The following is a 25,943-nucleotide window of genomic DNA, read 5'->3' on the forward strand; positions in this document are numbered from 1 at the left end:
CCTGCTCGCGATGGCGGTGTAACAGTCAACATAGATGTTGAATGTTATGGCCTCATCGCGAGCAAGCCCGCTCCCACATTGGTTTTGTGGTGTCAGAGGGTTTTGCTGGCGATGCTCACACCCAGCGTATGACTCGCCCCTGGTGCCAGGGTCACCACGTCATCCATCACATTCGCCGTTTCGATGCACAGCATGCGCTGCCAGCCGTCGTCGGCCATGTCACTGAATTGCGCCGCCCGTGCGATCCACGGGTTCCAGATCACCGCCGAGCGCGAGCCGCTGCTGGTCAGCTCGATGCGCCGCTCCCAGGCAGGATCGACGATGCTCAATTGCGCTGGTGTATTCAGGTAGATCCGGTCGGTCTCCCCGGCAAAACGCAGGTCGCCGGTTTGAGTGACGGTTTTCCAGTTATCCAGGGTTTCGATGTAGCTCAGCCCGTCCAGGCCTTCGACGTGCACATTGCGTACATCGCTGACGGCGTAGTAGCTGTGCAGCGCCTGGCTGATGGTGACGGGCGTACTGCCCTGGTTTTGGCTGGTCAGGTTGATATGCAGTTGCTCATCCAGGCGAATGCTCAGTTTCAGATCCACCGCATACGGCCAACCCGGCAAGCCGCCTTCGAGGTAGGGCAGGGCGAACTCGACCTTCAGGCTTTCGCCTTCGGCTTCAATCGCACCCAGCTCCCAGTCCATCGCCCGTACTAAACCGTGGGCGGTCGGCGGTTCGTTGCTGACGCGCATTGCCTGAACGCTCGGCGGATTGCGGTCCAGGTTGCCAAACCATGGCCAGCACACCGGAACACCGGCGCGGATGCTTTTGCCGGTTTTGAACACCGCCTCATCGTTGAGCCAGATCAACGGCGGTTGCCCGGCCAGTTGATAACTGAGGATGTGCGCGCCTTGCTGGGCCACCAGCAATTCGGCCTGACCGTGGCGGATGCGCCAGCAGTTCAGTTCATCCAGTTTCACGGCTTCAACGTTGGGAGTCGGCATGTTGCACATCTCGTTCAGGATCAATGACGTCAATGGACCGTAAAACGGCCGCCGGGTTTAACGCTCGCCCGGTTTAACGAGCTCTGGGCGGAACCGAGCGGGTGCGGCCGCTGCCATCGATGGCGACGAACACAAACACCGCCTCAGTGACTTTACGCCATTCACTGGACAGTGGATCGTCGCTCCAGACCTCGACCATCATCTTGATCGAGCTGCGGCCGATTTCCGTTGCCTGAGTATAGAAGGACAGCTGCGCGCCCACGGCGACCGGCACCAGGAAGGCCATGCGATCGATCGCCACGGTAGCGACGCGTCCGCCCGCGACCTTGCTGGCCATCGCCGTACCGGCCAAATCCATCTGAGACACCAGCCAGCCGCCGAAAATATCGCCAAAGCCGTTGGTTTCGCGGGGAAGCGCGGTGATTTGCAGGGCCAGATCGCCTTGCGGAATAGGATCTTCTTGTTCGAGCTCTATCATGCCGGGGGTGCCTCTGAGCCGTGACTCTTGGAATATGTAGCGGGTGAATAGCCGTCTTGGGAAAAACGATTCAGCCCCGAACATACTACGTTCGTCACGTTTTCCATAAGGCGCGCTAAAGGGAAACTCTGCGAAACCGGCTGACAAAGGCCAACGACGTTTTCGCACAGCAACCCCTTACAAAGTGTTGCACGGTTGTGAGTATATCGGTCGGTAGACTTCGAGACGACCATCGGGTTCTCATTTTGACTGCCAAATACGCGCTTTCCTGTGCTTTTTCGAACAATTTGCTATCGTGCCGAACCTGCCCAAGCCCCTGCCAGCGTTGTTGGGGTTGCGGATCTGACTACAAGAGAAGCCCTTGCCATGACCACAGCGCCATCGAGCATCGCGACACCCGCGCAACCTGCGCGCCCCTTGACCGGTAACGACTACAAGACACTGTCGCTTTCCGCCTTGGGCGGCGCGCTGGAGTTTTACGACTTCATCATCTTCGTGTTCTTCGCCACGGTCGTCGGCAAGTTGTTCTTCCCGGCGGATATGCCCGAGTGGCTGCGGCTGATGCAGACCTTCGGCATCTTTGCCGCCGGTTACCTGGCGCGGCCACTGGGCGGCATCGTCATGGCGCACTTCGGCGACCTGCTGGGGCGCAAGAAAATGTTCACCCTGAGCATTTTCATGATGGCCGTACCGACGCTGATCATGGGCTTGCTGCCGACGTACGCGCAGATCGGCCTGTGGGCGCCGATCCTGTTGCTGCTGATGCGGGTGATCCAGGGCGCGGCGATTGGCGGTGAAGTGCCGGGGGCCTGGGTCTTCGTTTCCGAACACGTGCCACAGCGGCATATCGGCTACGCCTGCGGCACGCTGACGTGCGGCCTGACTGCCGGCATCCTGCTCGGCTCGCTGGTTGCCACTGCCATCAACAGCCTCTACACCTCTGAACAAGTGGCTGATTACGCCTGGCGGATCCCGTTCCTGCTCGGCGGTGTGTTTGGCCTGTTCTCGGTCTACCTGCGCCGCTGGCTGCACGAAACCCCGGTGTTCGCCGAGCTTCAACTGCGCAAGGCGCTGGCCGAAGAGGTGCCGCTGCGTGCCGTACTGCGTGACCATCGCGGCGCCATCGCCATCTCGATGCTGCTGACCTGGCTGCTGTCGGCCGGGATCATCGTGGTCATTCTGATGACCCCGACGGTGCTGCAAACCATTTATCACTTCTCGGCCACGACTGCGCTGCAAGCCAATAGCGTGGCTATCGTGTGCCTGAGCCTGGGCTGTGTGATCTCCGGCGCGCTGGCGGATCGCTTCGGTGCTGGCCGGGTGTTCGTGTTTGGCAGCGCAGCGCTGCTGGCGACGTCCTGGACTTTCTACCACAGCCTGTTCAATCACCCCGACTGGCTGTTCCCGCTGTACGCGCTGACCGGCTTGTTCGTCGGCACTATCGGTGCGGTGCCGTTCGTGATGGTCAAGGCATTCCCGGCCGTGGTGCGCTTCAGCGGTTTGTCGTTCTCCTACAACCTGGCCTACGCGATCTTCGGCGGCCTGACCCCGATGGTCGTCACCCTGCTGCTCAAGGAAAGCCCGATGGGGCCTGCCTACTATGTGGCGATCATCTGCAGCATCGGCATCCTGGTGGGTGGCTATCTCTGGAAGAACAGCCGCTAGGCCGACTTCTTCATCGACTGCACTGGCCTCATCGCGAGCAGGCTCGCTCCCACAGGGGATCACAGAACCAATGTGGGAGCGAGCCTGCTCGCGATAGGGGCGACGCGAATCATCCTGTAAAAAGTCGAATGCTGGCCTTTCATCTAATTGTCATATTCAGGTCATAGAGTGTTCATACGGCCTGCCGATACTTGGCCCCGACTTAACACACCCTATTTGCTAGGAGTAAGGCATGAAACTGAAGCGTTTGATGGCGGCAATGACGTTTGTCGCTGCTGGCGTTGCAACTGCCAACGCGGTAGCCGCTGGTGTAGACCCAGCCATCCCGGCTTATACCAAAGCCACTGGTGTTTCGGGCAACCTGTCCAGCGTCGGTTCCGATACCCTGGCTAACCTCATGACCCTGTGGGCTGAGAACTACAAAAAAGAATACCCGAACGTAAACATCCAGATTCAGGCCGCTGGCTCCGCCACCGCGCCACCTGCGTTGACTGAAGGCACCTCCAACCTGGGCCCGATGAGCCGCAAGATGAAGGACACCGAACTGGCGGCCTTCGAGCAGAAGTACGGCTACAAGCCAACCGCTATCCCGGTTGCCGTGGATGCCCTGGCCGTGTTCGTGCACAAGGACAACCCGATCCAGCACCTGACCATGGAACAAGTCGACGCGATCTTCTCCTCGACTCGTCTGTGCGGCGCTAAAGCAGAAGTCAAAACCTGGGGCGACCTGGGCGTGACCGGCGACCTGGCCAACAAGCCGGTTCAACTGTTCGGCCGTAACTCGGTATCCGGCACGTATGGCTACTTCAAAGAAGAAGCCCTGTGCAAAGGCGACTACAAGCCAAACGTCAACGAACAACCAGGCTCGGCTTCGGTCGTGCAATCGATCAGCTCTTCGCTGAACGGTATCGGTTATTCGGGCATCGGCTACAAAACCGCTAGCGTGAAGACTGTGGCTCTGGCCAAGAAAGGCAGCACTGACTACATCGCAGACAGCGAAGAAAACGCCCTGAACGGCAAATACCCGCTGTCGCGTTTCCTCTACGTTTACGTCAACAAAGCCCCGAACAAGCCTCTGGCCCCGCTGGAAGCCGAGTTCGTGAAACTGGTTCTGTCCAAACAGGGCCAGGAAGTTGTTGTGAAAGACGGCTACATCCCACTGCCAGCCAAAGTTGCCGCCAAGGCACTGGCTGACCTGGGTCTGCAAGAAGGCGGCGCTGAAGTCGCAAAAAAGTAAAACCCTGAGTCCGGGGTAATCCCGGACTCCAGTGTGGGAGCGAGCCTGCTCGCGATGACGGACTGACATTCAACACCTCTGTTGACCGTTGCATCGCTACCGCGAGCAGGCTCGCTCCCACACCTCTAATTTTCCAGTCCGCTGCCAGTTCACACGGGCGGCGGATTTGTTGCGTCACTGCATTGTCATCTTTCTGTCATACAGGATCGCTAGGGTGTGCGCATGAATGATCTGGCCAATTCCCCAATGACTACCAATCCCCCCAAGCGAATTGACTTCAATACGCCTGAGCTCCAACGCAAGCGCCGCATTCGCGCGCTCAAAGATCGCCTGACCCGCTGGTATGTCCTCGTTGGCGGCCTTGCCGTACTCGGCGCGATCACGCTGATCTTCTTCTTCCTTGGCTACGTCGTTGCGCCACTGTTTCAGGGCGCCAACCTGACCGCTAAAGACGCGATCACCCCGGCCTGGATGCAAGACGCCGGCAAACCGCTGATGATCTCCCTCGAAGAACAGAACCAGGTCGCCATGCGGGTTTCCGACAAGGGCCAGGCGCTGTTTTTCGATGTCGACAGTGGCGCCGAGCTAAGCCGCATTAACCTGCCGATTCCGGCCGGCACCAGCGTAACCGCCATTGGCAAAGACCAGCCCGGTCATCCGCTGGTCGTCGTGGGTTTGTCCAACGGTCAGGCGCTGGTGTTCCGCCACACCTATAAAGTCAGTTACCCGGAAGGCAAGAAAACCATCTCGCCGGCCATCGAATTCCCGTATGGCGAAACGCCGATCGCACTGAACGAGCAGGGCGGTGCCCTGGAACACGTCAGCCTCAATGCGACCGATTCGACCCTGCTGCTCGCTGGCTCTACCGGTTCGCAATTGCATGTGCTGTCGCTGAGCAGCGAAGAAAACATGATGACCGGTGAGGTCACCAACGAGCAGAAGCGCATTGAACTGCCGCAAATGACCGAGCCGGTGAAGAACATCTTCGTCGACCCGCGTCAGCAATGGTTGTACGTGGTCAACGGTCGTGCCCAGGCCGACGTCTTCAGCCTGAGCGACAAGAGCCTCAACGGTCGCTACAAACTGCTGGATGACGGCGAAGCGCAAGTGACCGCCAGTACTCAACTGGTGGGCGGCATCTCGCTGATCATCGGCGACTCCAAGGGTGGTCTGGCCCAGTGGTTCATGGCTCGCGATACCGATGGCGAGCAACGACTGAAACAGATCCGCACCTTCCAGATGGGCACCACGCCGATCGTTGAAATCACCGCCGAAGAACGTCGCAAAGGCTTCGTCGCCCTCGACACGGCCGGTAAGCTCGGGGTGTTCCACAGCACTGCACACCGCACCTTGCTGGTGAACCAGGTGGTGGATGGCACGGGCCTCTTCGGTCTGTCGCCGCGTGCCAACCGCATCATTGTGGAGCAGGGCGGCAAGCTGCAACCGCTGCTGCTCGACAACCCGCACCCGGAAGTCTCGTGGAGCGCGTTGTGGAGCAAGGTCTGGTACGAAAACTACGACGAGCCTAAATACGTCTGGCAATCGACCGCGGCCAACACCGACTTCGAACCCAAGATGAGCCTTTCGCCACTGACCTTCGGTACGCTGAAAGCCGCGTTCTACGCGATGCTGCTGGCCGCACCGCTGGCGGTCGCTGCGGCGATCTACACCGCGTACTTCATGGCGCCGGGCATGCGTCGCAAAGTGAAACCAGTCATCGAATTGATGGAAGCGATGCCGACGGTGATCCTCGGCTTCTTCGCCGGCCTGTTCCTCGCACCTTACGTGGAAGGGCACCTGCCGGGCATTTTCAGCCTGTTGATGCTCTTGCCGATCGGCATTCTGGTAGCCGGCTTCATCTTCAGTCGCCTGCCCGAGTCGATTCGCCTGAAAGTGCCGGACGGCTGGGAAAGCGCGATCCTGATCCCGGTGATTCTGTTTGTGGGCTGGTTGTCGCTGTACATGAGCCCGTACATGGAAGCCTGGTTCTTCGGCGGCGACATGCGCATGTGGATCTCCCACGACCTGGGCATCACCTACGACCAGCGCAACGCACTGGTGGTTGGTCTGGCCATGGGTTTTGCGGTGATCCCGAACATCTATTCGATCGCCGAAGACGCCGTGTTCAGCGTACCGCGCGGCCTGACGCTGGGCTCCCTGGCCCTCGGCGCCACGCCATGGCAGACCATGACCCGCGTGGTGATCCTGACCGCCAGCCCGGGCATTTTCTCGGCACTGATGATCGGCATGGGCCGTGCGGTCGGGGAAACCATGATCGTGCTGATGGCCACCGGTAACACCCCGGTCATGGAAATGAACCTGTTCGAAGGTCTGCGCACCTTGGCCGCCAACGTGGCGGTGGAAATGCCCGAATCGGAAGTCGGCGGCAGCCACTACCGCGTGTTGTTCCTGTCGGCGCTGGTGCTGCTGTTGTTCACCTTCATCATGAACACCCTCGCGGAGCTGATCCGTCAGCGTCTGCGCAAGAAATACTCGTCGCTTTAAGAAAGGTAGAAGTCTGTGAAACAGAACTCCCTGAAAGGATGGTTCAAGAGCGGCGCCCCCGGCGTCTGGATCAGCGGTGGCGCGGTGTCCATCGCGGTCATCATGACCATTGGTTTGCTGGCGGTGATTGCCGTGCGCGGTCTGGGCCACTTCTGGCCGGCAGATCTGATGCACGCCAGTTACAACGTGCCGGGCCAGGCCAACCATGTCGTCATCGGCGAAGTGGTGCAGAAGGAAGAAGTACCGCGTGAGCGTCTGAAAACCGCGGGTTTGCCAGTGCCGGATCAAGGCCCGGAATTCATGACCCGCGAGCTGATCAAGGTCGGTAACCGTGATATCAACGGCAACGACTTCACCTGGATCGTCGGCGAGTGGCTGACCGACCAGAGTACGCCGCGCGAGCTGATGACCATCGAGCGCCGTGAGTGGGGCAATTTCTACGGCTACCTGCTCAACGTCAAACAGGACGGCAAGGTCATCGCTGAAGGCGAAGCGGCCTGGCCGGAGCTGCAAGCGCGGGTGGACCGCGTCAACAAGCTCGCGGCACAACTCAAAAGCCTCGAAAAAACCGACATCGGCGCGATCAACGCAGGCCTTGAGCGCATTCGTCTACATGGCCGCAAGCTGGAGCTTGAAGGCAAGCTCGATCCGACCGCGCAAGCCGACATGGACACTGAGCGCGCTGAGCTGAACGCTCGTTATAAAGACGTCGAGGCACGCCTGAGCGACCTGCACACGCAGTTCAACCGCGACAGCCTGACCGCTCGCGATGCCAACGGCAAAGAAGTCGAAATCGGCATCGGCAAAGTGGTTCATGCCTACCAGCCGAACGCCATGAGCTACCTGACCAAGCTGGGTTTCTACTTCAACAAGGTCTGGGAGTTCCTCAGCGACGACCCGCGTGAAGCCAACACCGAAGGCGGGATCTTCCCGGCGATCTTCGGCACCGTGATGATGACCCTGATCATGGCGATGATCGTCACCCCGTTCGGCGTACTGGCAGCGGTCTACCTGCGTGAATATGCACGCCAGGGGCCGATGACCCGGTTGATCCGCATTGCGGTGAACAACCTGGCGGGCGTTCCGGCGATCGTTTACGGCGTGTTCGGTCTGGGCTTCTTCGTTTACGTACTTGGCGGCTCGGTGGACCGTTTGTTCTTCCCTGAAGCCTTGCCGGCGCCGACGTTCGGTACGCCGGGCCTGCTCTGGGCCTCGCTGACCCTGGCGCTGCTGGCGGTGCCGGTGGTGATCGTGGCCACTGAAGAAGGCCTGGCGCGGATTCCTCGCACCGTGCGTGAAGGCTCGTTGGCCCTCGGCGCGACCAAGGCTGAAACCTTGTGGAAGATCGTGCTGCCAATGGCCAGCCCGGCGATGATGACCGGGATGATCCTCGCCGTGGCTCGCGCCGCGGGTGAAGTGGCGCCGCTGATGCTCGTGGGTGTGGTGAAACTGGCGCCGTCGCTGCCGGTGGACGGCAACTACCCGTACCTGCACCTCGATCAGAAAATCATGCACCTGGGCTTCCATATTTATGACGTCGGCTTCCAGAGCCCGAACGTCGAAGCCGCACGGCCGCTGGTGTACGCCACGGCGCTGTTGCTGGTGCTGGTGATCGCGACGCTCAACCTGTCTGCAGTGTGGATTCGTAACCACCTGCGCGAGAAATACAAAGCGCTGGATAGCTGATTTCATGCAGCACTGATTTTTCTGTGGGAGCGAGCCTGCTCGCGATGGCATCTCTGCGGTTTCAGACTTGAACCGCGTTGCCCGAATCGCGAGCAGGCTCGCTCCCACACAACCGAACCGAATTTGTTAGCACAGGGAGTTTCCCATGCAGCACGAAACACACACCCACGGCATCAACATGTCGGCCCTGGGTCGCGACAAACAGAGCCTGAACCTGGCACAGGAAACCGTGGCCATCGAAGTGCCGAGCCTGAGCCTGTTCTACGGCGACAAACAAGCGCTGTTCGACGTCAGCATGAACATTCCCAAGCAGCGCGTGACCGCGTTCATCGGCCCGTCCGGCTGCGGCAAGTCAACGCTGCTGCGCACCTTCAACCGGATGAACGATCTGGTCGATGGCTGCCGCGTCGAAGGCGAGATCAACCTGTACGGCAACAACATCTACCGCAAGGGCGAAGACGTGGCCGAACTGCGTCGTCGCGTCGGCATGGTGTTCCAGAAGCCAAACCCGTTCCCGAAAACCATCTATGAAAACGTGGTCTACGGCCTGCGTATTCAGGGCATCAACAAAAAGCGCGTACTCGACGAAGCCGTCGAATGGGCGTTGAAAGGCGCGGCACTCTGGGATGAAGTGAAAGACCGTCTGCACGAGTCGGCCCTGGGCTTGTCCGGTGGTCAACAGCAACGTCTGGTGATCGCTCGTACCATCGCGGTCGAGCCGGAAGTGCTGCTGCTCGACGAACCGTGTTCGGCACTCGACCCGATCTCGACGCTGAAAGTCGAAGAGCTGATCTACGAACTGAAATCCAAGTTCACCATTGTCATCGTGACCCACAACATGCAACAGGCCGCGCGGGTTTCCGACTACACGGCGTTCATGTACATGGGCAAACTGGTGGAATTCGGCGACACCGATACCCTGTTCACCAATCCGGCGAAGAAGCAGACCGAAGACTACATCACCGGTCGTTACGGCTAGGATGCCGCTAGCGTTGTTCGCTTAACCATCGCTGCGGTAGACCGCACCTTACCGGACGCTCCAAGGACGCCAACATGATTAGCAAAGAAGGCCTTACCCACCACATCTCCCAGCAGTTCAACGCTGAGCTTGAGGAAGTGCGCAGCCACCTCCTGGCCATGGGCGGGCTGGTCGAGAAACAGGTCAATGACGCGGTCACTGCATTGATCGAAGCGGACTCGGGCCTGGCCCAGCAAGTGCGTGAGATCGACGACCAGATCAACCAGATGGAACGCAATATCGACGAAGAATGCCTGCGCATTCTGGCCCGTCGCCAGCCGGCTGCATCGGACTTGCGGTTGATCATCAGCATCTCCAAGTCGGTCATCGACCTGGAACGCATCGGCGACGAAGCGACCAAAATCGCCCGCCGTGCCATCCAGCTGTGCGAAGAAGGCGAAGCCCCGCGCGGTTACGTCGAAGTTCGGCACATCGGCGACCAGGTGCGCAACATGGTTCGCGACGCACTGGATGCCTTCGCCCGCTTCGACGCCGAGCTGGCGCTGTCGGTGGCCCAGTACGACAAGGTCATCGACCGTGAATACAAGACCGCGCTGCGCGAGCTGGCGACCTACATGATGGAAGACCCGCGTTCGATCACGCGGGTCTTGAGCATCATTTGGGTGCTGCGTTCGCTGGAGCGGATTGGCGACCATGCCCGCAATATTTCCGAGCTGGTGATTTACCTGGTGCGCGGTACCGATGTCCGTCACCTGGGCCTCAAGCGCATGAAGGAAGAAGTTGAAGGCACAAGTGCCGAAAGCGCTAATGTTCCGGGCAAAGCTGACGATAAGTAAGATTGCCCAAGTAAAGCGCCCGGCCTTGTGGTCGGGCGTTTTTGTTTGTGTGGCTTTCGAATTGAAACGCCGAATGAAAAAGCAGCACCCGCGAACGAAAAGTCCCGGCGTGACTGAAGAGTTTTGGCAAAGTGCCATCAGCCAGCGTTATGCTTGCCGGGATTTCTATAGGGGTGTTGGATGAGCAAGATCAGTGTGTTGGTCGTGGACGATGCGTCGTTTATTCGCGACCTGGTAAAGAAGTGCCTGCGCAACTACTTCCCGGGTATCCGGACCGAAGATGCCGTCAACGGCAAAAAGGCCCAGGCCATGCTGGCCAAGGAAGCATTCGACCTGGTCCTGTGCGACTGGGAAATGCCGGAAATGTCTGGCCTCGAACTGCTCACCTGGTGCCGTGAGCAGGACAATCTCAAGAGCATGCCGTTTGTCATGGTTACCAGCCGTGGCGACAAGGAAAACGTGGTTCAGGCGATCCAGGCTGGCGTTTCTGGCTATGTCAGCAAACCGTTCACCAACGAGCAGCTGTTGACCAAGGTCAAGCAGGCGTTGAACAAGGTCGGCAAACTCGACACCTTGATGAACAGCGCACCCACCAAGATGAATTCGGCGTTCGGCAACGACTCCCTCAGCGCGCTCACGGGCGGCAAGGCTGCGGTCGTCGCCCCTGCAGCGGCTGCGGTCAATCCGTTCGCCAAGCCCGCCGCCACACCGGCTGCCGCTGCCGCGCCTTCTCGCGGTCTGCTCAACAGCCCGCCGGTCAAGGCACCAGCGGCGTCCGCGGCCCCGGCCGGTGGTCGTGGCCAAGGTCAACTGCGCTTGCCCAGTGGTACTCAGCCATGCGTCATCAAAGCGTTGAGCATCAAGGAAGCCTTGTTGGTGGTTAAGCGCACCGACACCCTGCCGCAAGTGCTCGACAGCGCCGTGCTCGACCTGGAGCAGGGCGACAACGCCGAAGTCGCCCGCCTGAACGGCTACCTGCACGCCATCGTCGCCCACGAGCCGAAACCCGACAGCGACTGGCTGCAACTGACCTTCCGCTTCGTCGACCAGGACGCACAAAAGCTCGACTACATCTCCCGCCTGATCGCCCGCGGCACGGCGCAGAAGCATTTCGTACCGGGCGCGTAAGTACAGCGTCGCTGATTAGATCGCCATCGCGAGCAGGCTCGCTCCCACAGGGAACCGCATTCCAGTGTGGGAGCGAGCCTGCTCGCGATGGGGTCATCGAACTCAGTGCATCTCTCCCTGACGCGCTCATTGAGCGTTCCCAACTCCTAGGACATTTCCTTCAAGTTGTAGCGGTGTTCGGTAACTATCCCGGCCAGTGGTTCGCGGCTAGTCTCACCTTGTCACCAAAAAACGGTGACACGGACGTGCAAGTCCGGCGGGGTACACAATGGGTTATGGCAATTCATCGAGCGTTTTTCTATGCTCGCGAATCGTTATGGCTGCTGTGTATGGGAGACCTTCGGGTCTGCCGGGTAACTCCGCCGGTCTTGCACACCTATGCACAGCTGCCACCTCTTTCGAAGTGCAAGCGAAACAGGGTCAGCTCCATATTGCGGAGTTTCACCTATGTTTAAGCCGACACCAAATCCACCAGAAGACCCAGCAACTTCCCCCTACGAATCCATCGATTCGAAAAAACTCCACGAAGCCGCCGAACGCGCCCTCGACCACCATCTGGGCACGCCCCCACCCAAGATCCACCTGGCCGACGCTCGCAAAGGCCAACTCTTCATCGTCGCCCCAGACGTCGACACCGACAGCCTCCTGGCCAACGCCTCTGAAGACATCGCCTCCATCAAAGCCATCGCCGGCGACCTCGCCTTCGAAATCGAAGGCTCCCGCCGCAACGTCGCCCTCGCCATCTACCGCATGGCCGAAGGCGCCCAACTGCTGATCGACCGCGCCATGGACAACCTCGACCCACCGAACCCAACGGAGTACCGGGTCAAGATGTAGCTGATCGTTCCCGCGCTCCGGCGTGGGAACGCCTCTCCGGACGCTCTGCGTCCAGTTCGACGGTGACGCAGAGCATCACTGGCTGCATTCCCACGCAGAGCATGGGAACGATCGAAAACCGAAATGCGGGATATCGAACTGGCACGTGCCAGATTGCAGGAAATAGGTTGAACACCATGACCGAACGTCAGATTCAAACCGAGCGTTTCACCAGTGTCTGGGATGCGCTGGAAGACACTCCACAACAAGCGGCCAACATGCGCCTGCGTTCCAGGCTGATGCAGGAACTGTACAAAACCATTCGTGCCTGGGAGTTGCCGCAAAAGGACGCGGCCAAACGCCTGGGCATCACTCAACCCCGGCTCAATGATGTGCTCAACGGCAAGATCGACAAATTTTCGCTGGATTCCTTGGTGAACTTGTCCGCAGCCGCTCGATTGGGCGTTGATATCTGTTTCGACCCACAACCGTTCGGGCCACTTCAGATAGTCTGATGCAGTCAGTTGATCGTTTTGCGAAAGGTTTGGGAGCGATCATTTGAAACATCTGCCGACTACGCAGGTCGATTCTGGCTGCTAGGCTGTTTTCAGGCCTTCCTCGACAGAACCTTGCCTATGTTCGCGCGATTGCTGTTTTTCTGTGGTCTGTTCATGGCCTCCACCTCGGCTGTGGCCATCACTATTTATAAATCCACCAGCGTGACGGGTGTGGTCTCGTACAGTGACCGCCCATCCCATGGCGCGCGGATCTTTGTGTTCCGCGACCGCATGGACGAGCACCTTGAGCGCCAGGTACTTCTGGATATCAAGAAGCAGAGGGACACGCACAGTGTGTTTGTGCGCAACGATTTGTATGCGCCGGTAGAGGTCGAGCTGAGTTTCACCGGGCTGAAGAATGTCAGCGGTGCGCCGGCACAGCCGATCCGCCGGGTGTTGCCGGCGCGCAGCACCGTGCGTCTGGCGCTGCTCACGGCGATTACGCCCGGCAAGCCGCTGGCCTATACCCCGGCGTTCAACTATTCCCTGGGCAACCCCACAGACACCACGCTGGCCTATCGGTATCCGCTGCCGTGGCGTGGAGGCCCGTTCCACCTGACTCAGGGCCCTAATGGCCGATATAGCCATTTTGGGGTCAAGAACCGTTATGCCATGGACATCGCCATGCCTGAAGGCACACCGATCATCGCAGCGCGTGGCGGGGTGGTGGTGAAAACCGAAAACAACCAGAGCGGACGCGGCACCGACCCGTCGGGCAATTTCGTGCGGGTGTTGCACGATGACGGGACCATGGGCGTGTACCTGCACCTCAAGCGCGGTTCGGTGTGTGTGCGGGAGGGGCAGCGGGTGGCGGTCGGCAGTGCGTTGGGGTTATCGGGCAATACCGGTAACAGCAGCGGGCCGCACCTGCACTTCGTGGTGCAGCGCAATAGCGGTTTGGGGCTGGTGTCGATTCCGTACCAGTTCAACCAACCGGTGGGCAGCTTGCCGAACTTTGCGCTCGGCAAACAATAATCCAGGTCACTGCGATCAACCGTGGCGAGGGAGCTTGCTCCCGCTGGACGGCGAAGCCGTCCCCAAACAGATCAGCTCGGTGTGTCAGGACGAGTGCTATTGCAGGGTTCGGGGCCGCTACGCGACCCAGCGGGAGCAAGCTCCCTCGCCACAACAGCGGGCTCGCGCAGGGTTCAATCGAGCATCAGCACCTTGGCCAAAATGATCTTCGGGCCTTTCATCTTTTTGATGATGATCCGCAAACCTTCGACTTCCAGCACTTCTTCCTCTTCCGGCACCCGTTTCAGGGTTTCGTAGACCAGCCCGGCGAGGGTTTCCGCTTCGACGTGGTCCAGATCGATGCCCAGCAGGCGTTCGACCTTGAACAGAGGTGTGTCACCGCGCACCAGCAATTTGCCCGGCTGGTAGGCGAGGATCCCGCGTTCGGCCTTGCGGTGTTCGTCCTGGATGTCGCCGACCAGCACTTCCAGCACGTCTTCCATGGTCAGGTAGCCGATGACGTTGCCGTCGGCTTCTTCAACCAGGGCGAAGTGTGAACCGCCCTTGCGGAACTGCTCCAGCAACTGCGACAACGGCATGTGCCGCGATACGCGTTCCAGCGGGCGGGTCAGCTCGGCCAGGTTGAACGATTCGGGAATGTGGTCCAGCGCCGCCAGTTCCAGCAGCAAGTCCTTGATGTGCAACAGGCCGACGAACTCCTGGCGTTCGCTGTCGTACACCGGGTAGCGGCTGAATTTGTGACGACGGAACAGCGCGAGAATTTCCTTGAGCGGCGCGTTGAACTCCAGCGTCACCAGGTCTTCCCGGGAGTTGGCCCAATCGACGACTTCCAGCTCGCCCATTTCCACGGCCGAGGCGAGTACGCGCATGCCTTGGTCGCTCGGGTCCTGGCCGCGGCTGGAGTGCAGGATCAGTTTCAGTTCTTCACGGCTGTAATGGTGCTCGTGATGAGGGCCGGGTTCACCTTGGCCAGCAAACCGCAGGATCGTGTTGGCGCTGGCGTTAAGCAGGTAAATGGCCGGGTACATCGCCCAGTAAAACAGGTACAGCGGCACCGCCGTCCACAGCGACAGCAGCTCGGGTTTGCGGATGGCCCAGGATTTGGGGGCCAGTTCGCCGACCACGATGTGCAGGTAGGAAATGATAAAGAAGGCGGTGAAGAACGACACACCCTTGACCACTTCCGGCGAGTTGACGCCGACCGCGTCCAGCAACGGTTCTAGAATGTGCGCGAACGCCGGTTCACCGACCCAGCCAAGGCCCAGGGATGCGAGGGTGATACCCAATTGGCAAGCGGACAGGTAAGCGTCGAGCTTGCTGTGTACGGTGCGCAGGATATGCCCGCGCCAGCCGTGTTTATCCGCGATGGCCTCGACCCGGGTCGAGCGCAGTTTGACCATGGCAAATTCCGCCGCAACGAAAAAGCCGTTGAGCAAAACCAGGATCATTGCAAAAAGAATCATGCCGAAATCGGCGAAGAGTGAAGCGAGGGTCACGCCAGGGGAAGGGTCCATGATGGAGTTTTGCGGGTTCCGTATATTCGAAAAGAAAGGGGATTGCCGAGCCTGAAAGGCAGGCCCAAGTCAGCCAATGTAGCGGCTGACAGGGCGATTGCCTAGTGTTCAGTCAACGTTCGCGCTAGTCGGTCAACGAGTTGACCCGCGATTTTGTGACCTGTGCGGGCGCGAAATGGCAGGTGAACGTGCTGCCATGGCCGAGCACGCTGCTGATCTCCATTCGCGCACGATGACGTAACAAAACGTGTTTGACGATGGCCAGGCCCAGCCCGGTGCCGCCGGTATTGGAGTTGCGGCTGGAGTCGACGCGGTAGAAGCGCTCGGTCAGGCGCGGCAGGTGTTTGTTGTCGATGCCGATTCCCGAGTCCTGCACGCTGAGGTGCGCACCTTGTTCGTCACCCCACCAGCGGATGCGGATGTTGCCGCCGTCCGGAGTGTATTTGACGGCGTTGAACACCAGGTTCGAGAACGCGCTGCGCAACTCGGCTTCACTGCCCTTGAGCATGATCGATGGATCGGCTTCAAGGGTGATGTGCTGGTTGCGCTGCCCGGACAGCGCCTGGGCGTCACTCTTGATCGATTGCAGCAGGTTGTCGATCGGCACCGGCTGGTTGTCCGACGGGTAATCGGTGGCTTCGAGCTTGGCCAACAGCAGCAAGTCGTTGAGCAGTGTCTGCATGCGTCCGCCCTGTTGCTGCATTTGCTGCAACGCGCGGCTCCAGCGCGGATTCACCTCTTCGACGTTATCGAGCAGGGTTTCCAGATAGCCGCAGATGACCGTCAACGGCGTGCGCAGTTCGTGGGAGACGTTGGCGATGAAGTCTTTACGCATTTGTTCAAGCTGATGAATGCGGGTGACGTCGCGCACCAGCATCAGGTGTTCGTTGTTGCCGTAACGGGTGATGTACAGCTGGATCCGCATCCGATCGTTGGTCGGCGAAGGGATTTCCAGCGGCTCGGCGTAGTTGTCCTGCTCAAAGTATTCCTTGAAGCGCGGATGACGCACCAGATTGGTCACCGGCTGACCGCTGTCTTGCGGGGTCTTGAGGCCCAGCAGGGTTTCGGCGGCGCGGTTCCACCATTCCAGGTTGCCGTCGCTGTCGAGCATGATCACCGCGTCTTTCAACGCTGCAGTGGACTCCTGAACCCGGTCGATTACCGCTTGCAGGCGTCCGCGCACGCGCTGATCGCGCCGTTGCAGGTGGTAGATGCTGTCGAACACTTCGCCCCACAGGCCATAACCATCGGGTGGTGGTTCGTCGGGCTTTTGCAGGCGCAGCCACTCGTGCAGGCGCAGCAATTGCTTGAGGGTCCAGGCCAGGTAAATGCCCAGGCCTGCGGCCAGGCTCCAGCCGTAGTAGCCAGTAATCAGGCCGATCACCAGACAGCCGGTGACCAGTAACAGCATGTGGCGGATCAGAGTGCCATGCCAGTTTTGGTTCACTTAAACTTGCGTCCTTGTCAGCGTGTCGAGCAGGTAAGGGCCGGCTCAGGCCTTGGTAGAAAACCGGTAGCCGGTGCCACGCACGGTTTGTACCAGATTCTCGTAGGCATCGCCGAGTGCTTTGCGCAAACGGCGGATGTGCACGTCGACAGTGCGCTCTTCGACATACACGTTGCCGCCCCAGACCTGATCGAGCAATTGCCCGCGAGTGTAGGCGCGTTCCTGATGGGTCATGAAAAATTGCAGCAAGCGGTATTCGGTCGGGCCCATCTCGGCGGGTTTACCGTCGATGGTCACGCGGTGGCTGATCGGGTCCAGCAGCAGGCCGCCGACTTCGATCGGCGCTTCGCCGTCGGTAGGACCGGCACGACGCAGTACGGCCTTCAGGCGCGCAACCAGCTCGCGTGGGGAAAACGGTTTGGTGATGTAGTCATCGGCGCCGACTTCCAGGCCCTGGATCTTGTTGTCTTCTTCGCCCTTGGCGGTGAGCATGATGATCGGGATGTCCCCGGTCAGTTCATCGCGCTTGAGACGTCGGGCCAACTCGATGCCTGACGTGCCGGGCAGCATCCAGTCGAGCAGGATCAGGTCCGGTTTACGGTCGACGATAATGGCGTGGGCCTGCTGGGAGTTTTCGGCCTCCATGCAGTCATAGCCGGCCATTTCCAACGCAACGGCGATCATTTCGCGAATGGGCGCTTCGTCGTCGACGATCAGAATGCTCCTGCCAACCATGCCTTAATCCTCTTGTCATTTAACTGTCTTGCGCCGCATTAGATAACGGAATTATTGCAGTCGTGTGACAGTATTTTAGTCGTGCGGCAAGCAGCGCAATCCTGAACTACGCTTTAAATCCAGATCCTGACAACCACAAAGGAAGGTTTCTATGACTCACTACGCTCAATCGTTCAAAGCCCTGATGTTGGCCGCTGCCCTGGCATTACCGGCAATGGCCTTCGCCGCTGATCCAGCGACGGAGAAGGGTGGCATGCTGGTCGATAGCAAGGGCATGACCTTGTATACCTTTGCCAAGGATGCTGCTGGCAAGTCCATGTGCAATGACGCGTGCGCTGCCAACTGGCCACCGCTGGCGGCTACCGCCATGGACAAGTCCAAGGGCGACTGGACAGTGATCAAACGCGCCGACGGCAAGATGCAATGGGCTTACTACGGCAAGCCGCTGTACACCTTTGTGAAGGACAAGAAGGCCGGTGACATGACCGGTGAAGGGCTGATGGATGGTGCGTGGCACGTCGCCAAGCCTATGTAACCTTGGCGAATAGCTAGCCGTTCGCATTAAAAGATCGCGGCCTTCGGCAGCTCGGAGGCTGCGATCTTTTCAAACAGTCAACGCAACGCGTAATCCAGCACGATCCCGACGAAAATCGCCAACCCGGCCCAATGGTTATGCAGGAAGGCCCGGAAACACTTCAGTCGGTCCCTGTCGCGGGTGTACCAGAATTCCCAGGCAAAGCACCCGGCCGCAGCCAGCAGCCCGAGGTGGAACCAGCCGCCCAGCTCGAATTTCGATCCGGCCAGCAGCAGGCACCCCAAGGCCAGGCCTTGCAGGGCGAGAATGATCACCCGATCGGCATCGCCAAACAGAATCGCCGTGGATTTCACACCAATCCTCAAATCGTCGTCGCGGTCGGTCATCGCGTAATAGGTGTCGTAGCCCACCGTCCACAGCAGGTTGGCAATCCACAGCAACCAGGCGATGGCCGGCAGTTCACCGGTTTCGGCGGTGAACGCCATCGGCATGCCCCACGAGAACGCCGCGCCCAGTACCACTTGCGGGTAATAGGTGTAGCGTTTCATGAACGGGTAAGTGGCGGCCAGCGCCAGACCGCCAAACGACAGCCAGACCGTGGCTGCGTTGGTACAGAGCACCAGCAGGAAGCTCACGCCCATCAGCAATGCGAAGAACACCAGCGCTTCTTTGGAGCTGATCTTGCCGCTGACCAAGGGCCGTTGTTCGGTACGTTTCACGTGACCATCGACCTTGCGATCTGCCCAGTCATTGATCACGCAGCCGCCCGCGCGGGTCAGCACCACGCCAAGGACGAAAATCACGATATTGGCCAATGACGGCGAACCTTTACCGGCAATCCACAGCGCCCACAACGTTGGCCACAGCAGCAGGTAAATGCCGATGGGCTTGTCCATGCGAGTCAACTGGATGAAGTCCCAGGCGCGCGGATTCACGCGATTCAATGACTTGAGCAGGCTTTGGTACATCAGCAGTTCTCCGTATTCGCGCCGGCAGCGCGCCACAGGGCTGGCAGGAATATTTCCGCAACCAGCACGCTCAGGTCCCCCCGGTCGAAACGCGAGCGCCGGCCCCACAGTTCCGGTGCTTGAGACTCACTTGGCAACCATTCGACAGGATAGTGACAAACCTCGATGGCGCGGCGCTGGAACGCCTGATCGCAAAACAACAGCTCGCCCAGGGAGCGGCTGCCCAACTCATCCATATTCAACCCGCCGTCCTGCAACGAACTGCGTGCCGCTACACTGCGGGCAAACACCCAGGCTTCGCCATGACCGCGCAAATACACCTCGCGAACCCAGCCTTCACTGCCTTCGGGCAATTCCAGTGCGGCGCATTCGTCAGTGCGCAAAGGCTGCCAGCCTTCGAGCAACGGCGTCACGCTGAAGCCGTCATCCGACAAACGGGTCAGGCGGCGGGTGAGCGAGCCCTCATCGAACAGCCAGTCGAGGGTTTGCGCGTCGGGTAGCGGGGTCAGCTGGCTTTGTGGCAGCCAGAACAGAGCAGGGGCGAGGGGGGTTGAGTGCGGCACAGTGAGTCAGTATTGGCAGCAAATGAGGCGGCGAGCTTACCATGTCGGTCGGTGATATTGATTGATCGGGCGGGGTAATGGCGCCGAACAGGCTTGCATCTATTGAGCCCGATCAGTACAAAACGCCTTGAGCCGGACGGCAAACCCTTATCAGGTGATCGTTCGCGCCGGTAAAAGCCTGAGAACCTGAGGAAACAAGTAATGAAAAAGTGGCAATGCGTGGTCTGTGGGCTGATCTACAACGAAGCCGACGGCTGGCCGGATGACGGCATCGCGGCCGGAACCCCGTGGCAGGACGTACCGGAAGACTGGCTGTGTCCAGACTGTGGCGTCGGCAAAATGGATTTCGAAATGATCGAAATCGCTGCCTGATCACAGATTTTGATGAATTGAAGAGGAGTAAGGAATGAACGCACCTGTCGTGATCGTCGGCACTGGGCTGGCTGGCTACAACCTGGCCCGGGAGTTTCGCAAACTCGATGGCGAAACACCGCTGCTGCTGATTACCGCAGATGACGGACGCTCTTACTCCAAACCGATGCTCTCTACCGGTTTCGGCAAGAACAAGGACGCCGATGGCCTGAGCATGGCCGAGCCCGGCGCCATGGCCGAACAGCTGAAAGCTGAAGTGCGGACCCATACACGCATCAGCGGCATCGACCCGGGCCACAAACGCCTGTGGATCGGCGAGGAAGCCGTGGCCTATCGCGACCTGATCCTCGCCTGGGGCGCGGAAACCGTGCGCGTGCCGGTGCAGGGCGATGCACCCGAGGCGATCTTCCCGATCAACGACCTCGAAGACTACGCGCGCTTTCGGGCAGCGGCTGCCGGCAAGCGTCGGGTATTGTTGCTCGGCGCTGGCCTGATCGGCTGTGAGTTCGCCAACGACCTGATCCTCGGTGGATACGAGGTGCAACTGGTCGCGCCGTGCGAACAAGTCATGCCGACGCTGCTTCACCCGGCGGCGGCCGCAGCCGTGCAGGCCGGGCTGGAAAGCCTGGGCGCGCAGTTCCACCTGGGCCCGGTACTCAATAGCTTGCAGCGCACCGATGACGGGCTCGAAGGGCATTTGTCCGATGGCCAGGTGATCCCCTGCGACGTCGTGGTTTCCGCCATTGGCCTGCGCCCGCGCATCGATCTGGCGGCCGCTGCCGGCTTGCAGATCAACCGCGGTGTGGTAGTTGACCGTCATCTGAAGACCTCTCACGCCAATATTTATGCCTTGGGCGACTGCGCCGAGGTCGATGGGCTGAATTTGCTGTACGTGATGCCCCTGATGAGTTGTGCGCGTGCGCTGGCGCAAACCCTGGCCGGCAACCCGACAGCGGTCAGCTACGGTGCGATGCCGATTACCGTGAAAACACCGGTCTGCCCATTGGTGGTTTCCCCGCCACCACGGGGTTTTGAAGGTGCCTGGACCGTCGAAGGGCAGGGCGCCGACATCAAGGCGCTGTGCCGTGATGCCAGCGGAAAACTGCTGGGTTACGCGCTCACCGGGGCGGCAGTGATGGAGAAACTAGCTCTAAACAAGGAGCTTCCGGCGCTTTTGGCGTAAATACCGGTCGTTCTGTCGGAATCACCCCGCTTTTGCTACTACAAAGGTCGCCCCGAGACTGGCGCCGCTCGTAACCGCATGCCATCCTCACTCCGTCTGCCGCAGAGTAGAGCCTGCGGCGCCTTGGGCGCTGTTCCGGAAGAACAGCACGGACATAACAACAAAAAACCGTCAAAGAGGCTTCACTCATGCGTAAACCAGATCTCGCCGCAGCAATCGCTGAAAAGGCTGACCTCACCAAAGAACAGGCTAACCGCGTACTCAACGCCGTCCTCGAAGAAATCACCGGCGCTCTGCACCGTAAAGACAGCGTCACCCTGGTGGGCTTCGGTACTTTCCTGCAACGCCACCGTGGCGCGCGCACCGGCAAGAACCCGCAAACCGGTGAGCCAGTGAAAATCAAGGCCAGCAACACCGTTGCGTTCAAGCCGGGCAAGTCGCTCAAAGACAGCGTCAACCCGTAAGAGCGGTACCGTCTCGAAGGGAGGCGGGGCGGTAAAAAAATGGGCACGCCGACTGGGTCGGGTGCCCATTTTTGTTAGCCTTGGCGTCGGGCATGACTCACGAGGCACTGAACAACATTATTTAATCGGCTTGTTTTAATTATCCAAAGCAGTGTAGATCGCAATAAGCTGATCTTTATATTTTTTACTGTTAGGAATGCGTATGCCTTTCAAGTAAGCATCCAGGCCGCTCGGATTATATTCTAGGAAGTACAATTCAAGTAAATAGATAATCAGGAAATTTTTATAGAAGGGCAGGACCTTGATTATCTTGTCCTCACCCTGATTTCCTTCCTGCTCGTGCGCGGTTTGTTTGAGCTTCGATAGTTTTGCCTCCATAAAGGCTGCAAGGCTTACTTTTCCTTGGTCAATAACGCGCTCTAGCGCTTCAATTTCTACATTGGCAACATTAATTTTATTGGCGTCGTATTGGAAAATATTGTCCGAAGGTTGACCTTCGTTAATGTCGAGATTCAAGTGTTCTTTAATATCAAGCAGTGTTGTTTGATAGCGGTTGCTCTCTACGAATGACTTAACGTCTTCAAGGTTTACCATTTGTCGATTCCCGTGATTATTTTGGATAGATCATATCCGGTATGCCTGAAGGGATCTGCTGCTTCATGTTCCCACGGTGTTAGCGCATCAAGATTTTTCGAATCATGGACGCCGATACCGCCTGTACGTTGCGGTATGTCACGATGGTGTAGCTCCATTGAAACAACTCGCTCCTCAACCGCGCCTGTTTTGCGGTTAATAACTTCCACTTTCATCTGAGGAGCCGAACCGCCCTTCATACGTGCCAGGTTATTTTTTGAGTAGCGCGACGGATTGGTTGTTGCTTCTTCCTTCCAGAATTTTTTTCCGTGCTGTACTCCAGCACGACCAGCCCCATGGATCTATCCAGCCAAAGGGGTTCGGAGAATATGTATACAGATTCAAGCCGCCGGTCAGCCCAATGGGGTCAGGCGTGGTGAAACGTCCAATATCAGGGTCGTAAAAACGAAAGGTGTTGTAATGCAGCCCCGTCTCCCGGTCCAGGTACTGCCCCTGAAACCGCAGGTTTTGCTCTTCAATGTAGTACGGCTCGCGCACCTCCTCCAGCGTGTTGCCCCACACCCGATAAGTCGCCTGCCAGACGTTGTGGCCGTCTGCTTCGGTGAGCTGTTCCGGCAGGCCGTTGAGGTCGTTGTGGTAGTAGCGGATTTTTTGCAGCGGGCCGGTGCCGTCGACGCGGGCCAGGGGTTGGTAGCCTTCGTCTTCGTAGAGGTAAAGGCTGGTCTGCTGATGGCGATGTTCCTGCAACAGGCGCAGGCCATCCCAGGTGAAGCGGGTTTCGCCGAGTGGGTAGCCGTGGGTGTCGTGCTCGGTTTTTTCGATGCGTCGGCCCAGCGGGTCGTAGGTCATCCTGACCACGCTGCCGTTTTCGTTGCGCACTTCAATCAACCGGCTTTCGGCGTCGTAGGCGAAGCGTTGCAGGCCCCGTTTAGCGCTGCGCTTTTCGATCAGCCGGCCAAAGGCGTCGTAGCGGTAACGCTTGTCCTGATAGGTCAGCAGTTTGTTGTGCACCACCAGCCCGGCACCGGGTTGCGGGGCGTCCAGCAGGTTGGCGGCGGCGTCGTAGGCGAAGGTTTCGCGCTGGCCGTGCGGGCTGTCCTGGCTGGCGATGATGCGGCCGGTGGCGTCGTAGTGCAGCACTTCGCGGTGCAGGCGGTCGCGTTCGAAGTCGCTGATGACCTGGCCGTCGAGGTTGATCTGGTGCAGGTGGCCGCTGCCGTAGTACAGGCGATTGAGCCAGCGCCCAGCCGGGCGGCCCAAAGCGCGTCAGACATGCGGGTTATTTATCCGACGCAAGCGTCTGGCCGCCGCGCAATCGTTGCGCTTGTTGCGCAATTGTATGCCTTCCATTGCACCTTGCTCTTTGTCAGTTACGGCATGCGCATCAGCGCGGTTCTCTCGTTTGTGAGAGCATCTATAGGCTGTACAAAATATTGTAGAACGAGGTCGAATTGTCTTTTATCAAAGAAAGGTCCTGGGCTATGGATGTTTTTTCGAATGACGATTTATTTATTGCCATTCGACGAGTAATTATTGCTTCCAGAAGTTTTCTGAACAGCACCTCATCATTGATGTATTTTTTCAGCTTTAGAATTTCGTGAGGTCTGTTTTTCAGAATATAAAAGGAATAGTTCATTAAAATAATATTGGAGACAAACAGGTTTTCCGTTGATTGAAGGGGGTTGATCGTATCGATCAAAATATGAAATATCTGTCTCTTGTTTTTAGCGTATGCCTGCAAAAATACATCGGGATACATGAATTCGCTATGACGATCATTTAGCCTGAAACGGTAATTTGTGTCGTCGGGTTCGGTCAGTAATGTGGCGAGGCTTGTTTGATAATTTTTTAACGTGCTCAGCAGTACATGTTCTTTTCTGCTATCAAATTTGATCGCTTTGTAAACCAGGTCGATGACATCCAAAAAAGCTACGGGCCCCCGGGTGTCGGTAGCCATTACCAGATGATTATCCTTGATGCTGAACCGACGATACGCTTCGTCGTCAATACTCAATTCGAAAAGCAGGAACCTGAGCATATAGTTCCTGAGTTGGGCATCCGCGTCGAGAGAACTGTTCTTCAAACTGATTAACTGAGTCAGAAAAAAGAAAATAAAATAGTCTTTATTGGTTCGTTGACGGTTGTCGATTTCAAGCAGATAGCCAAAGCGGGACAGGACCAAGAGAAGGGCATAGCAGTCCGGCTCCGTGAAACCGTTTTTTGACATGGATTTTTCGAAGGCGCTTATGGAAAACAAATCGTGCCAGCGGCTGATGTAGAAGGTCGAACCGTTGTGTTTTCTAGCGGCGACAGACAGCAGTGAAGGCTCGTCTTCTTGGTAAAAAACAGCGCCCAGTTCTTTCGGATATGGACGGATGTTCAGGAAATTCTCAAGCTTGTATGAAAGGAGTTCGAATATATTCATGTTGGTTTTTGCCTGTTATTCCTCCAGATCTACTACCAGTTTGAGGGCGCTCCATCCTCATCATCAATTGCAATTTCGGTATGAGACCTGATCCAATCGAAAAAAGCAGACAGGTCATTTTCGATGCTGGAAGGGTGAGCGCTAATCTCCAAAAAAATACGTTCTTTTTCTAGGAAGAGACGGACGTCGTAGTTCCAATCTCCCGGACTTCTGGGCTCGGTGCCCATCAATCGGAATTCTTTTTCCTGCAAGCTCTTGGAAAAAGTTCTAAGGCCGGTGATTTTTCGCACTATCTCTTTGAGATTGGTCGTGTACCAGATTGTATTCTTAAAAGACAATATAAACTCTGCCGACATTATGGTTACCTTCTAACTTCCGTGAGGTCTGCCCGAAACCGTTGGGTAATCTGGCGGGTTTTTCATTCCGATGTGCGCTTCCGAGGAATGAGTGCTGACGGCTGTTTTTCCGTCATTAGCTAATTCAGTGGTGCCTGGGTTTCCATGTCTACCTAATGATTTGTGACTGTGAGCATTGTTCGATCCTTTGAACGGTGTGGGGTTCGTATTCCCATAAGCATGAATCTGGACTTCTGAACCATCAGAGTGTACCCAACGCTGGTTCCTGGTATTTGCTGGATTCGTTCTGGTATAGCCGTTTTGCCGGAGGATTTTCTCCACCTGTTGCACGGATTTCCCTTTCAGCGACGGAAGTTTGGAGACATTAGGTTTATTCGCAAATTTGCCCTTGGCATCGATCCATCTCCCTTTTGAGTTCTGCCTGGTGGCTGGACCACAGGCTAGCCCCAACGGGTCTATCCAAGTAAAGGGGTTAGGTGCGTAAACATAGAGATTAAATCCCCCCGCCAACCCAATCGGATCCGGCGTCGTAAACCTCCCCACATCCGGATCATAGAACCGGAACGTATTGAAATGCAGCCCCGTCTCCCGGTCCAGGTACTGCCCCTGAAACCTCAGGTTCTGCTCTTCGATGTAGTACGGCTCGCGCACCTCTTCTAACGTGTTGCCCCACACCCGATAAGTCGCCTGCCAGACGTTGTGGCCGTCCGCTTCGGTGAGCTGTTCCGGCAGGCCGTTGAGGTCGTTGTGGTAGTAACGGATTTTTTGCAGCGGGCCGGTGCCGTCGACGCGGGCCAGGGGGTCGTAACCTTCGTCTTCGTAGAGGTAGAGGCTGGTCTGCTGATGGCGATGTTCCTGCAACAGGCGCAGGCCGTCCCAGGTGAAGCGGGTTTCGCCGAGTGGGTAGCCGTGGGTGTCGTGCTCGGTTTTTTC

Annotated in this window: 26 protein-coding genes and 1 pseudogene; 14 read left to right on the top strand and 13 right to left on the bottom strand. The window is 58.2% G+C overall.

What is annotated here, in order from left to right; all coding sequences use genetic code 11:
- Positions 1-92: 92 nt before the first annotated feature.
- Positions 93-992, bottom strand: coding sequence for a D-hexose-6-phosphate mutarotase (locus tag AC1DHT_RS06685; RefSeq protein WP_427541221.1), 900 nt, complete (start codon positions 990-992; stop codon positions 93-95).
- 73 nt (positions 993-1,065) lie between these two features.
- Positions 1,066-1,470, bottom strand: coding sequence for an acyl-CoA thioesterase (locus AC1DHT_RS06690; protein ID WP_019694314.1), 405 nt, complete (start codon positions 1,468-1,470; stop codon positions 1,066-1,068).
- Between the two features lie 366 nt (positions 1,471-1,836).
- On the opposite strand from AC1DHT_RS06690, the gene AC1DHT_RS06695 reads away from it, so the two are divergent.
- From AC1DHT_RS06695 to AC1DHT_RS06740, 10 genes are all read left to right on the top strand, one after another.
- The gene (locus tag AC1DHT_RS06695) at positions 1,837-3,135 is read left to right on the top strand and encodes an MFS transporter (protein ID WP_427541218.1); all 1,299 of its coding nucleotides are present in this window, start codon (positions 1,837-1,839) and stop codon (positions 3,133-3,135) included.
- A 232-nt stretch (positions 3,136-3,367) separates the two neighbouring features.
- Positions 3,368-4,372 (top strand): phosphate ABC transporter substrate-binding protein PstS, encoded by a 1,005-nt coding sequence (locus tag AC1DHT_RS06700; RefSeq protein WP_054594764.1) that lies wholly within the window; start codon positions 3,368-3,370, stop codon positions 4,370-4,372.
- 222 nt (positions 4,373-4,594) lie between these two features.
- A complete protein-coding gene (locus AC1DHT_RS06705) occupies positions 4,595-6,877 on the top strand; it encodes an ABC transporter permease subunit (RefSeq protein WP_429539558.1) in 2,283 nt (760 codons plus the stop codon).
- 15 nt (positions 6,878-6,892) lie between these two features.
- Entirely contained in the window at positions 6,893-8,563 is a 1,671-nt protein-coding gene (pstA, locus tag AC1DHT_RS06710; RefSeq protein WP_427546703.1) for a phosphate ABC transporter permease PstA, read from the top strand.
- Between the two features lie 145 nt (positions 8,564-8,708).
- Complete coding sequence (gene pstB, locus AC1DHT_RS06715; protein ID WP_054594761.1) at positions 8,709-9,542, top strand: phosphate ABC transporter ATP-binding protein PstB; 834 nt, start codon at positions 8,709-8,711, stop codon at positions 9,540-9,542.
- Positions 9,543-9,616: 74 nt separating this feature from the next.
- On the top strand, positions 9,617-10,378 hold the full coding sequence (gene phoU, locus AC1DHT_RS06720; protein ID WP_054594760.1) for a phosphate signaling complex protein PhoU: 762 nt from the start codon (positions 9,617-9,619) through the stop codon (positions 10,376-10,378).
- A 180-nt stretch (positions 10,379-10,558) separates the two neighbouring features.
- Positions 10,559-11,506, top strand: a complete 948-nt coding sequence (locus tag AC1DHT_RS06725) for a response regulator (protein ID WP_427546699.1) — start codon at positions 10,559-10,561, stop codon at positions 11,504-11,506.
- A 447-nt stretch (positions 11,507-11,953) separates the two neighbouring features.
- Positions 11,954-12,343 carry a DUF6124 family protein gene (locus tag AC1DHT_RS06730; RefSeq protein ID WP_103314791.1) on the top strand — a complete coding sequence of 130 codons (390 nt, stop codon included), beginning with the start codon at positions 11,954-11,956 and terminating at the stop codon, positions 12,341-12,343.
- 176 nt (positions 12,344-12,519) lie between these two features.
- On the top strand, positions 12,520-12,837 hold the full coding sequence (locus AC1DHT_RS06735; RefSeq protein WP_427546696.1) for a helix-turn-helix domain-containing protein: 318 nt from the start codon (positions 12,520-12,522) through the stop codon (positions 12,835-12,837).
- Between the two features lie 120 nt (positions 12,838-12,957).
- Positions 12,958-13,854, top strand: a complete 897-nt coding sequence (locus AC1DHT_RS06740; protein ID WP_427546694.1) for a M23 family metallopeptidase — start codon at positions 12,958-12,960, stop codon at positions 13,852-13,854.
- 173 nt (positions 13,855-14,027) lie between these two features.
- Here AC1DHT_RS06740 and AC1DHT_RS06745 read toward each other — a convergent pair whose 3' ends face one another.
- The 3 genes from AC1DHT_RS06745 to phoB form a co-directional block, all read right to left on the bottom strand.
- Entirely contained in the window at positions 14,028-15,368 is a 1,341-nt protein-coding gene (locus AC1DHT_RS06745) for a hemolysin family protein (RefSeq protein WP_427546691.1), read from the bottom strand.
- A 124-nt stretch (positions 15,369-15,492) separates the two neighbouring features.
- Positions 15,493-16,779 (bottom strand): phosphate regulon sensor histidine kinase PhoR, encoded by a 1,287-nt coding sequence (phoR, locus tag AC1DHT_RS06750; protein WP_427534008.1) that lies wholly within the window; start codon positions 16,777-16,779, stop codon positions 15,493-15,495.
- Between the two features lie 81 nt (positions 16,780-16,860).
- The gene (gene phoB / locus AC1DHT_RS06755) at positions 16,861-17,550 is read right to left on the bottom strand and encodes a phosphate regulon transcriptional regulator PhoB (RefSeq protein WP_003177195.1); all 690 of its coding nucleotides are present in this window, start codon (positions 17,548-17,550) and stop codon (positions 16,861-16,863) included.
- Positions 17,551-17,701: 151 nt separating this feature from the next.
- On the opposite strand from phoB, the gene AC1DHT_RS06760 reads away from it, so the two are divergent.
- Positions 17,702-18,085 (top strand): COG4315 family predicted lipoprotein, encoded by a 384-nt coding sequence (locus AC1DHT_RS06760; protein ID WP_427546688.1) that lies wholly within the window; start codon positions 17,702-17,704, stop codon positions 18,083-18,085.
- 77 nt (positions 18,086-18,162) lie between these two features.
- Here AC1DHT_RS06760 and ubiA read toward each other — a convergent pair whose 3' ends face one another.
- Together ubiA and AC1DHT_RS06770 are read right to left on the bottom strand one after the other, a co-directional pair.
- On the bottom strand, positions 18,163-19,053 hold the full coding sequence (gene ubiA, locus AC1DHT_RS06765) for a 4-hydroxybenzoate octaprenyltransferase (protein WP_427546685.1): 891 nt from the start codon (positions 19,051-19,053) through the stop codon (positions 18,163-18,165).
- Positions 19,053-19,616, bottom strand: coding sequence for a chorismate--pyruvate lyase family protein (locus tag AC1DHT_RS06770; protein ID WP_427546682.1), 564 nt, complete (start codon positions 19,614-19,616; stop codon positions 19,053-19,055). The genes ubiA and AC1DHT_RS06770 overlap by 1 nt, the downstream gene beginning before the upstream one ends.
- A 201-nt stretch (positions 19,617-19,817) precedes the next feature.
- Between AC1DHT_RS06770 and AC1DHT_RS06775 the strand changes: the two genes are divergently transcribed.
- The 3 genes from AC1DHT_RS06775 (at position 19,818) to AC1DHT_RS06785 (ending at position 21,635) form a co-directional block, all read left to right on the top strand.
- A complete protein-coding gene (locus AC1DHT_RS06775) occupies positions 19,818-19,988 on the top strand; it encodes a rubredoxin (protein ID WP_054594751.1) in 171 nt (56 codons plus the stop codon).
- 34 nt (positions 19,989-20,022) lie between these two features.
- Positions 20,023-21,171: an NAD(P)/FAD-dependent oxidoreductase gene (locus AC1DHT_RS06780; protein ID WP_054594750.1), complete on the top strand. Its 1,149-nt coding sequence runs from the start codon at positions 20,023-20,025 to the stop codon at positions 21,169-21,171.
- Positions 21,172-21,359: 188 nt separating this feature from the next.
- Positions 21,360-21,635, top strand: coding sequence for an HU family DNA-binding protein (locus tag AC1DHT_RS06785; protein WP_003195589.1), 276 nt, complete (start codon positions 21,360-21,362; stop codon positions 21,633-21,635).
- Positions 21,636-21,770: 135 nt separating this feature from the next.
- Here the strand turns inward: AC1DHT_RS06785 and AC1DHT_RS06790 are convergent, their stop codons facing one another.
- The 6 genes and pseudogenes from AC1DHT_RS06790 to AC1DHT_RS06815 form a co-directional block, all read right to left on the bottom strand.
- A complete protein-coding gene (locus tag AC1DHT_RS06790) occupies positions 21,771-22,229 on the bottom strand; it encodes a hypothetical protein (RefSeq protein WP_427546679.1) in 459 nt (152 codons plus the stop codon).
- Positions 22,223-22,444 carry a hypothetical protein gene (locus AC1DHT_RS06795; RefSeq protein ID WP_427546676.1) on the bottom strand — a complete coding sequence of 74 codons (222 nt, stop codon included), beginning with the start codon at positions 22,442-22,444 and terminating at the stop codon, positions 22,223-22,225. The genes AC1DHT_RS06790 and AC1DHT_RS06795 overlap by 7 nt, the downstream gene beginning before the upstream one ends.
- A 100-nt stretch (positions 22,445-22,544) precedes the next feature.
- Positions 22,545-23,480, bottom strand: a pseudogene (locus AC1DHT_RS06800) (RHS repeat-associated core domain-containing protein); the annotation flags it as partial.
- A 163-nt stretch (positions 23,481-23,643) separates the two neighbouring features.
- Complete coding sequence (locus AC1DHT_RS06805) at positions 23,644-24,654, bottom strand: hypothetical protein (protein ID WP_427547423.1); 1,011 nt, start codon at positions 24,652-24,654, stop codon at positions 23,644-23,646.
- A 32-nt stretch (positions 24,655-24,686) separates the two neighbouring features.
- Positions 24,687-25,010, bottom strand: coding sequence for a 3-hydroxydecyl-ACP dehydratase (locus AC1DHT_RS06810; RefSeq protein ID WP_427547425.1), 324 nt, complete (start codon positions 25,008-25,010; stop codon positions 24,687-24,689).
- A gap of 12 nt (positions 25,011-25,022) precedes the next feature.
- Positions 25,023-25,943: RHS repeat-associated core domain-containing protein (locus AC1DHT_RS06815; protein ID WP_477761312.1), on the bottom strand; the 921-nt coding region annotated here is incomplete at its 5' end.

It is taken from the genome of Pseudomonas sp. 05N432, from assembly GCF_056396945.1.